The 10,167-nt window shown below is 75.6% G+C and carries 1 protein-coding gene; it reads right to left on the reverse strand.

Features of this window, described 5'->3' with window-relative positions; genetic code table 11:
* On the reverse strand, positions 1 to 10,167 hold a 10,167-nt coding region (locus CCN51_RS59465), incomplete at both ends, for an SDR family NAD(P)-dependent oxidoreductase (protein ID WP_143676099.1).

Here is a 10,167-nt window from a genome sequence, read left to right on the forward strand (position 1 = left end):
GGCGGCCGGGGCCGGGCGGACAGCCGGTGCCCGCATGGCGACGACCTGGCGGTGGCGGCCCCCGCGCAGCAGGCGCACGGCGGTGTCGAAGCAGGCCGCGCCCTCGTCGTCGTCCAGGAAGCCCAGCGTCGGGTAGTCCCGCGCCGCCTCTCCGAACGAGGCCCGCCAGGCGCCCCAGTTGACGATGCCGACCGGGAACGCGGAGCTCCGGCTGACGGCTCGGGCGAACGCGTCGGCGAAGGTGATCCCGGCCGCGTACGCGGCGTGGGTGCCGGCCCCGCCGAAGGCGAAGGCCTGGGCGGAGGAGAAGTAGCACAGGAAGTCCAGCGGCTCCTCGGCCACGGCCTCGTACACATGGCGGCTGCCCACAGCCTTGACGTCGAAGTGCTCGCGGAACTCCGCCTCGCCGAGCACGGTCAGGTCGCCCGGGCCCTCGGTGATCCGGGTGGCGCCGGCGAACAGCACGCCGTGGAGCCCGCCGAGCGCGGCCTTCGCCGCGGCGATCGCCTGCCGCGCCTGCCGCGGGTCGGTGACATCGGCCTGTACGTAGCCGATCCGCTCGTCCGCCAGGGCCTCGCGCACCGCCGGGTCGCTCTGTGGTCTGCGCCCGACGCAGACCACCTGGGCGCCGTGGCGTTCGATCAGATGGCGGCTGACGATCCGGCCGACGAAGCCGCTGCCGCCGACCACCACGTACTTGCCGCCCGGGCGTATCCCCGGCAGTCCGGCATCCGCCGCCTCGGCCGGGTCGACCGGGCGGACCTCCTGCCGGTACCGGCGCCCGCCGCGCAGCGCGACCAGGTCGCCACCGGGGGCCGGGGGTTCGGCGGCGACCGCCGCGGCCACCTCCGCCCGGGCGGCGGGAGTCGTCAGGTCGGCGCCCGCCACATCCAGGTTGCGCACCGCGAACCGCCGGGAGTCGCGGGCCAGGAAGTAGCCGAGACCGGCCAGGCCCGCGCCGCGCGCCCCGTTGGGCTCTCCTGCGACCGACTGGGTCTCCTGGGTGACGACGCTCAGATCCGTCGGGCGGTCGGCTCCCAGCCGGCTCAGGGCCTTGACCAGCCGGAGCAGGGCCAGTTCGTGCTCGGCGGCGGCGTCCCGGCCGACCGGGCCCCCGCCGACCACGATGTGCACCCGGTCGGGTGGCGGGGCGTCGGGGCCGCCCAGGGGCAGCGGTGCGCCCAGCGCGCACTCGGCCACCTCGGGGACGCCGCTGCCGCGCCGGTAGTGCTCGGCCAGCGCCAACGCCAGCGGGGTGCCCGTCTCCTCCGCGACGATCAGTACCCTGCGCGGCGCATGCGCGGGGGCCGGTGCGGGGGCCGACTCGACCCAGCGCACCACGCTCAGCAGGCCCGGCGGTGGGACCACCGGGGCGACGGGCCCTGCGGCCGGGGCAGCGGGCGCGGCCGACCGCCGCCCCTCGTCTTCCCCGCGCCCCGCCGGGATCCAGTGCCGCTCGCCCGCGAACGGGTAGGTCGGCAGGCTCGTCCGGCGCGGCCGGTCCGCCCCGTCCGCACCGTACAGCGCGCCCCAGTCCGCCGCTCCGCCCTCGGTCCAGCGCCGGGCCGTCTCCCCGAGCTCCGTGCCCGACGGCCGGGGACGCGCCCCGGAGGCGGCGAACTCGTCCAGCTGCGTCACGAGTTCGGCGACGTCGCGCACCACGAAGGCGACCCGTACGGGCCACTCGACCCGGCCGACCCGCAGGGTGTGGGCGACATCGCGCAGCACCCGCCGGGCAGTGCCCGCGGTCAGGGTGTCCCGCAGCCGCGCGGCCATCTCCCGCAGCCGGTCCTCGGCGCGCGCGGACAGCGGCACCACGACCGGGCCTTCGGCGAATTCTCCGGCACCGGCGGGCTCGGCGGGCAGATACTCCTCCAGCACGATGTGCGCGCCTGCTCCGGTGGCGCCGAAGGAGCTCAGGCCCGCGCGCCGCGGCCCCTCGGGCGGCGCGGGCCACGCGGTGGTCTCGCGCTGCAGCCGGAAGGGGGTGTCGTCCAGCCTCAGCAGCGGGTTCACGGTGTCCGCGTGCAGTGAGGGCACCAGCGTGCGGTGGTGCAGCTGCAGCACCGCCTTGGTCAGGCCCGCGATCCCGGCCGCGGACTCCGCGTGTCCGATGGTGGACTTCACCGAGCCCAGCGCGCAGAACCCGGTGTCCGAGGTGTCCTTGGCGAAGGCGGCGGTCAGCCCCCGCACCTCGATCGGGTCGCCCAGCGAGGTGCCCGTGCCGTGTGCCTCGACGTAGCCGATCGAGCGGGCGTCGACGCCCGCCGCGGCCAGGGCGGCGGAGACCACGGCGGCTTGGCCCACCGGGCTCGGCACGCTGAATCCGCTGACGGCCCCGCCGTGGCCCACCGCGGTGGCGGCGATGACGGCGTAGATGTGGTCGCCGTCGGCCTCGGCGGCGGCCAGCGGCTTGAGCACCACCGCGCCGACACCCTCCGCCGACACATAGCCGTCCCCGCCCTCCCCGAAGGAGCGGCAGCGGCCGTCCGAGGAGTGCATGCCGACCGTGCCGTACGTCCGGTACTTCCCGGGGTGCAGCGAGAGGTTGACCCCGCCCGCGAGCGCGACCTCGCACTCCCGGCGGCGCAGGCTCTCCACCGCGAGGTGCAGGGCGGTCAGCGAGGAGGAGCAGAGCGTGTCCACGGCCATGCTCGGGCCGTGGAAGTCGCAGACGAAGGAGACCCGGTTGGCGATCTGGCCCTGGTTGAGGCTCAGCGGAACCGGCTCGGGCGCCTCCGCGGCCACCAGGGTGTAGTCCTTGTGCATCACCCCGGCGAACACGCCGACCGCGCGGCGCCGGTCGGGCCCGGTGGCCTCGGCGAGCGTGGCCGGGGTGTACCCGGCGTCCTCGATGGCCTCCCAGCAGGTCCGCAGGAACCACCGCTCCTGCGGGTCGGTGATCTCCGCTTCGGGACGGGAGATCCGGAAGAAGTCGGCGTCGAACCGGTCGACGTCGTCGAGGAACCCGCCCCAGCGGGACACCCGCCCTCCGTCGGGGGTCCGCCAGCGTTCGGCGGGCACCTCACCGACGCTGTCCCGGCCCGCCTTGAGGTTGTCCCAGAAGGCCGCCAGATCCGGCGCGCCGGGGTAGTGCCCGGCCATGCCGACGATCGCGAACCGCTCGGCGCCCGGCGCCGGCAGCCGGCGCCGGTTCAGCCTCGGCCGCTCCAGCGGCCGCCGGGTGGCGCCGCTGACGCTGCCGGCGGCCAGGACGGCGTGGGCGTTGGTGCCGCCGTCCGCGAAGCTGGACACGGCGGCGACCGGCGGCGCGTCCGACGCGCCCGACGCGCCCGGCCACGGGATAAGCTCGCGCTCGAACCTGAGCGGTGTGGCGCCCATGTCGAAGTGGTCCAGCGGCCGCTGACCGCTCAGGAACGGCACGATCCGGCGGTTGCGCAGCATCAGCACGGTCTTGATGACCCCGGCGATGCCCTCCGCGCACTGCGGGTGGCCGATGTTCGGCTTGACCGACCCCAGGCTGCACGGTGTGTCGGAGCCGTTTCGGTAGACGGCCTGAATCGCCCTCAGCTCGATCAGGTCGGGGACGGCCGACCCGGCCGCGTTGGTCTCGATGTACGTCACGTCGTCGGCGTCGACCCCGGCGCGGGCCAGCGCGGTGGCCATGACCCGCTGCTGCGCCGCCGGGTTCGGGGTGGCCGGTCCGGCGGTGCGGCCGTCGTTGTTGACCGCCACCGCCTTGATCACGGCGTGCACCTGGTCGCCGTCCGCCTCGGCGGCGGCCAGTGGCTTCAGCAGCAGGACGCCGACGCCCTCGGCGGGCGTGAAACCGCGGGCCCGCCGGTCGAAGACGTGGAACTCCGGCTCCTGGTTCAGCAGCCCGCGCTGGTCGAACAGCCGGTGTCCGCTCTCGTCCGGCAGCAGGCCGATCCCGGCCACCACGGCCGCCTCGGCGTCACCGGCCCGGATGGCCTGGACGGCATGGTGCATCGCGACCAGCGCCGAGGAGCACGCGGTGTCCACGACGGTGCTCGGGCCACGCAGGTCGAAGTAGTGGGACAGGTTGGCGGCCAGGTAGTTCTGGCCGATCGCGACCACCGGGTTGCGGCTGTGGGCCAGGGCGTGCTCGCCCGGGTCGTGCCGGGTGCGGCCGCCGACGTACACGCCGATGTCGCGCCCCTTGAGCTCCTCGGGGGCGTATCCGGCGTCGGCGAACGCGAACAGCGTCTCCTCCAGCAGCAGCAGCGCCTGTGGGTCCATGGCGGCGGCGTCGCTGTCGGAGAGGTGGAAGTAGGCGGGGTCGAACCCGTCGATGTCGATCAGGCCCGCGCGATACCCGGTCGCCCGTCCCCAGCGCCGGGCGGGCACCGGGGCGATCGCGGAGCGGCCCTCGCTGAGCAGCCGCCAGTAGGCGTCGAGGTCCCCGGCGCCTGGGAAGCGGCCGGACATCCCGACGATCGCGACGGCGGACTCGTCGCCGTCCGTGCGCCCGGCCGTCGGCCGAGCCGCTGCCGGGGCCGCTGCCGGAGTCCTGGTGGGAACGGTCATGGTGGCGGCGGCGCGGGCGGGACGGTCGAGGGCCGGTACGGCGGCTCGTACGGACGCCGCCTCCCCTTCCGTACCGAAGGCCGCTGCCAGGGCCTGGCCGTGGCTTTCGGCCAGCCAGCCGACGAAGGACTCCACCGTGGGCTGTTCCGCCAGCACGGACGGATCGAGTTCGACGCCCAGTCGGCCGCCGACCTGCCGCAGGAGCTGCACCATCATGATCGAGTCGGTTCCGTAGTCGGCGATCGGTACATCGGCCGCGAGCCGGTCACGGTCGAAGCCCAACTGCCCGGCCACCAGGGCGAGCAGCCAGGACTCGGCCTCCTGCACGGCGGTCCCGGCCACCTCGCCGTGGGCGGACGGCCCGGTGAGGGGCGCGGGGGCGGCGGGCCGGGCCGGGGCCTTCGGCCTGCGGACCCGCAGGGCTTCCGGCGTCCACTGCGCGGGGACGATCGCGGGCAGCACCACCGGGCCGGCCCCGGTGGACAGGATGTGGTCGAGCAGCCGCAGCCCCTCGGTCTCGGAGAGTTCGCCTAGCCCGGTGGCCAGATAGCCGGGGCCGGGCCGCTCGGTGCCCATACCGGTGTCACGCCAGCTGGGCCAGGCCACGCTCACCAGGGGCAGTCCGTGCGGCTTTCGCCTGGCCACGGTGTCCAGGTGGGCGTTGGCCATCGCGTAGTCGCTCTGGCCGACCGCGGCGGCGGGGACCGCCGAGGCGACCGACGAGAACAGTACGAAGAACCGCACCGGATCGGCCGCCACCGCGTCCACCAGCGCGTCCACACCGGAGGTCTTCGGCGCCAGCACCGCGCGCACCGCGTCGACCGGCTTGGTGACGAACGCGAGGTGGTCCCGGTCCACCAGTCCGGCGGCGTGCAGCACACCGCCGATCGGCCCCAGCTCGCCCCGGACGCCGGCCACCGCCTCGCGCACGGCGGCCGGGTCCTCGCCCAGGGGCAGCGCCAGCACCCGGAGCCGAACCCCGTCCCGCTCCAGCTCCCGCAGCCCGCGCAGCTTGCGGCCCAGCACCGTGTCCGGGCCGTGGCGGTGCCACTCCGCACGCGGGGGCAGCTGCTCGCGGCCGGTGAGCACCAGGGTGCGGGCCCCCCACTGAGCCACGGCGTGGCGGGCGAGCGCCAGGCCGATGCCCCGGGTGCCGCCGGTGATCAGCAGCGCCTCGTCGGCCGGGAAGCGGACCGGAGCGCCGGTGCCGACCGGCAGCTCGGCGAGGCGGGCCCGGTGCCGCACCCCGTCCAGGTAGCTGACCTCGGTGTCCTCGCCCCCGTCGGCCAGCTCCCGGGCGACCAGGCCCGGCAGCTCGGGGTCGGCGGGATCCGCCTCCAGGTAGCGGGACCTGACGCGGCCGTACTCGTATCGCAGCATCCGGTAGAGCCCGGCCCGGGCGTCCCCCGCCCCCACGCCAAGCAGCAGGGCCTCGCGCCCGGCCATCCGCTGCACGGCCGGCAGCCATGCGCCGAGTGCCAGTCCGCCCAGGTCGACCAGCGCGTCGAAGCGGTCGTCCAGGTCCGCCGCCGAGGCGACCGACGTCGCGTCGGGCAGGGCCTCGGCGAGCCGCCGGGCCGCGGGCCCGGCGCCGAGCACCGCCACCGCCGTGGGGCGCCGTCCGTCGGTGGCCCGGGCCGGCTCCCACTCCCGGGCCAGCAGCCGGGTACCGGCAGGCGCCGGGACCCCGACCGGCCGCTGTGCGGCGAACACCTCGCCGAACGCGTCCGGCGCCGCGACGGGCCGCCACACCGCCCCGAAGCCGCTGTCGCCCAGCACCTCCTCCCAGCGGGCGCCGGTGAGGATGGGCGCCCCGGGGGTGCGGACCTCCTCGTCGTCGTACAGCCACCAGCCGTCGAGCAGCCCGAACGTCAGCGTCAGGGCCGCGGACTTGCGGGTGACCTCATTGATCACCAGGACCCCGCCCGGGCGCAGCGCGGCGGCCAGGTTGCGCAGGACCAGCCGGATGTCCCGGGTGGCGTGCAGCACGTTGGTCGCCACGATCACATCGCAGCCGCCGCCGGTCAGCCGCTCGCCCGCGTCCGGCTGCTCCACGTTCCACCGGCCGTAGCGCAGATACGGACGTCCGGCCCCGAAGCGGCGCTCGGCCTGGTCCAGGAAGGCCGGGGAGAGGTCGGTATACCAGTACTCGAGCCGCTCGGCGTGTGCGTCGAGCCGGGGCAGCACCATGGCCGTCGTGCCCCCGGTGCCGGCGCCCACCTCGGCCACCCGGACGGCCGCCGACGGGTCCTCGGCCAGGCGGTCGCGCACCGCCGCCGCGGCCACCTCGGCCACCACCTCGTTGAGCCGGTCCGCGACCGGGTTGCCCTGGTAGACCGCGGTGAGCTTGGCCATGGAGCCGCCGGGGAACAGCACGTCGGTGGCGGGCAGCGCGCCGGACAGGATGTCGGGCAGCCGGTCCACGCACTCGCCCACCAGGGAGAGCTGCGCGTCCCAGTAGGGGTCGGCGGCGAAGCGCTCGCGCGCCTCCTCCCACGTGGGGTCGCCGGCCGCCGGCCCGGCGCTCGGCTCCAGGACGCCGTCGCGCAGCCGGGCCAGGCCCGCGGCGTCGAGCAGCCGGGCGGCCTCCTCCAGCCAGCGCCGGTACTTGTCCACGACGGACAGCCGGTCGGCCAGCCCGGTCAGCGACTCGCCGCGGCCTTCGGCGAACGCGCCGGACTCACGCAGCCGCGCCAGCACCCGGGCGGCGATCAGGCGGTCGAGTCCGTCCGTCGTGAGGCCGGTCGGGGCAGGGGCGGGCGGGATGCGCGTGGCCGCCTCGATCCGGCTCAGCCCGCTCGGCAGACCGGGCCGGGCCGGTGCGGGGCCCTCGGCCGGTGCGGGGTCCTCGGCCGGTGCCGGTGCGTCGAGCGGTACGAACGCGTCCGGATACCGCTCGGCGAGGTGGGCGGCCAGCTCACGGATGGTGGTGTATTCGAACAGGAGCGTCGGGTCCAGCTCCCGGCCCACCTCGCGGTGCAGCTCTTCGGCCAGTTCCAGCACCTGCACGGAGTCGATCCCGAGCTCGTAGTACCCGGCGTCGACCGGGATCGCCTCGGGCTCGCGGCCCAGGTGACGGGCCACCAGCCGGCGCAGCCGGTCCCGGACTCCGCCCGCCGCGACGGGCCGGGGTTCCGGCCCGTCGGCGGGCACGGTGGCGGGCACGGTGGCAGGCACGGTGGCGGGCTCGGCGGCCGGGGCGGTCCGTACGGCCTTGCTGGACAGCCCGGAAAGCTCGGCCACCTGCCGGCCGGTCTCGTCGAAGAAGTCCACGGAGAGCCGGACGAGTTCACCGCGCCGACCCACCGAGGAGCGGCGCACCCGGGCCGTCGAACTCCCGGTCAGCGGGCCCGTCGTACGGAACGACGCCACGTGCAGCGGCAGGAACGCCTGACCGCCGGTGTCCAGCAGGGAGCCTGCCGCGACCGCGCCGCCGAGCAGCAGGGCCGGGTGCACCAGGTGGTCGCCGGGCGCCGCGGTGAGTTCGGCGACCAGCTGTTCGGGGTCGGTCCACAGCAGGCCCTCGGCCCGTGCCGCGCCGCTGTACTGCTGGCCGTTGGCTCCGTCCCGCCGGTAGATCTCGGCCAGCGTCCGCGGGGCGCCCTGCGGAGCGCTCGGGGACAGCCGGTCCCCGAAGGCGGGCGCGCCGGTCAGCTCGACCTCGGCCCTGGCGTACGGCTCGCCGTCGGCGACGGTGACCTGCCAGCGGCCGGGCCCCGAGACGGTGCCCCGGATCTCCACGGACACCGGCCCGTCCGTCACATCCAGCGGTCGCAGCGCGGTCAGGTCACGGAACGTCAGCTCTCCGAGAGGGTGGCCGTGGTCGCGGAAGACGCCCGCGACGAGGTCGAAGTAGGCCAGCGCGGGCAGCAGGGACCGGCCCTGGACCCGGTGTCCGGCGATGACCGGCGTGTCGGCCGAGAGCAGCACCTCGCCCCGCAGGTCGCGGTCCCGGGCGGGCACGGGCGTGCGCACCGCGTCGGCGGCGGGCAGCCAGCAGCGCTCACGGGAGAACGGGTAGCCGGGCAGCGGAATCCGCGGGCCGCCGCCGGGCCACTCGACCTTCGCGCCGCGCACCCAGGCCGCGGCCATTTCGTGGGGGGCCATTTCGTGGCGGGTACGGTCCGCGGGCGGTGCGGCAGAGCGGGCGGCGGTGCCGGTCAGGACCCGGGGCGAGCCGCCGGACAGATGGCGTTCGAGTTCGCCCGCCAGGTCCTCGACGTCCTCGAAGACCACGGCCAGCCGGCGCGCCAGCGGCTCGCGGGTCTGCAGGGTCCGGGCGAGCGCCGCGGGGTGCGCGTGGCGCCCCTCGCCGCGCAGGTACTCGGCCGTCCGCGCGGTGTGCTCGGCCAGCCGCTCCTCGTCACGGGCCGAGAGCACGCACACATAGGGCGGCGGGGCTTCCTCGGGGCTCGGGCTGGACGACACGTACTCCTCCAGGATCACGTGGGCGTTGCTGCCGCCCGCCCCGAACGCGCTGATCCCGGCGGTGCGGGGCAGCGGCCGGCCGGCCGGGTCGACCCGCGGGGTCCACTCGGTCAGTTCGCGCTGCACCCGGAACGGGGTGGCGTCCAGGTCGAGGTTGGGGTTGAGCCGTTCGGCGTGCAGCGAGGGCACCAGCTCCCGGTGGCGCAGTTGGAGCAGCACCTTGGTGAGCGCCGCGATGCCCGCTGCCGACTCGGCGTGGCCGATGTTCGACTTCACCGAGCCGATCGGGATGCGCACGCCGTCCAGGTCGTGGCCCTGGAAGCCGCGCAGCAGTCCGGTGATCTCGACCGGGTCGCCGAGCGAGGTGCCGGTACCGTGCGCCTCCAGGTAGTCCAGATCCGCGGGGGCGAGCCCGGCCCGGTCCAGAGCCTGGCCGATCAGCACCCCCTGGGCCTTGGGGTTGGGCACGCTGAAGCCCTTGCCGGCCCCGCCGTGGTTGACCGCGGTGGACCTGATCACGGCCAGGATGCGGTCGCCGTCCGCCTCGGCCGCCGAGCGGCGCTTGAGCAGCACCGCGCCGACCCCCTCGGCGGGCACATAGCCGTCGCCGCCCTCGCCGAAGCTGCGGCACCTGCCGTCGCTGGACAGGAAGCCGCCCTTGGCGAGCTGGAGGTACTTCACAGGGTGGCTGGAGACGTTGACGCCGCCGGCCACCGCCGCCTCGCAGTCCCCGTCCCGGATCGCCTGGCAGGCGAGGTGGAGGGCGGTGAGCGAGGACGAGCACATGGTGTCCAGGGCGATGCTCGGCCCGTCGAAGTCGAAGAAGTACGACACCCGGTTGGCCACCGAGGCGTACGAGGACGAGGTGGCCGCGCCGACCCCGCGCAGCGCCTCGTCGACCCCGTACAGCTGGTAGTGGCCGTACATCAGGCCGACGAAGACCCCGGTACGGACCCGGGACAGCGCGGCCCGGGAGGTGCCGGCGTCCTCCAGCAGATGCCACACGGTCTGCAGGAAGAGCCGCTCCTGCGGGTCGATATGCTCCGCCTCCACCTGGGACATGCGGAAGAACATCGGGTCGAAGGAGGTGACGTCGGAGAGCCAGCCGCCCCATTTGGCATAGGTCTTGCCCGGGGCGTCTCGGTCCGGGTCATAGAACCGGTCGTGGTCCCAGCGGTCCTCGGGGACCTCCTCGACGCAGTCCCGGCCCTCCCGCAGATTGCGCCAGAA

The organism is Streptomyces milbemycinicus (genome assembly GCF_002154605.1).
Taxonomy (GTDB): domain Bacteria; phylum Actinomycetota; class Actinomycetes; order Streptomycetales; family Streptomycetaceae; genus Streptomyces; species Streptomyces milbemycinicus.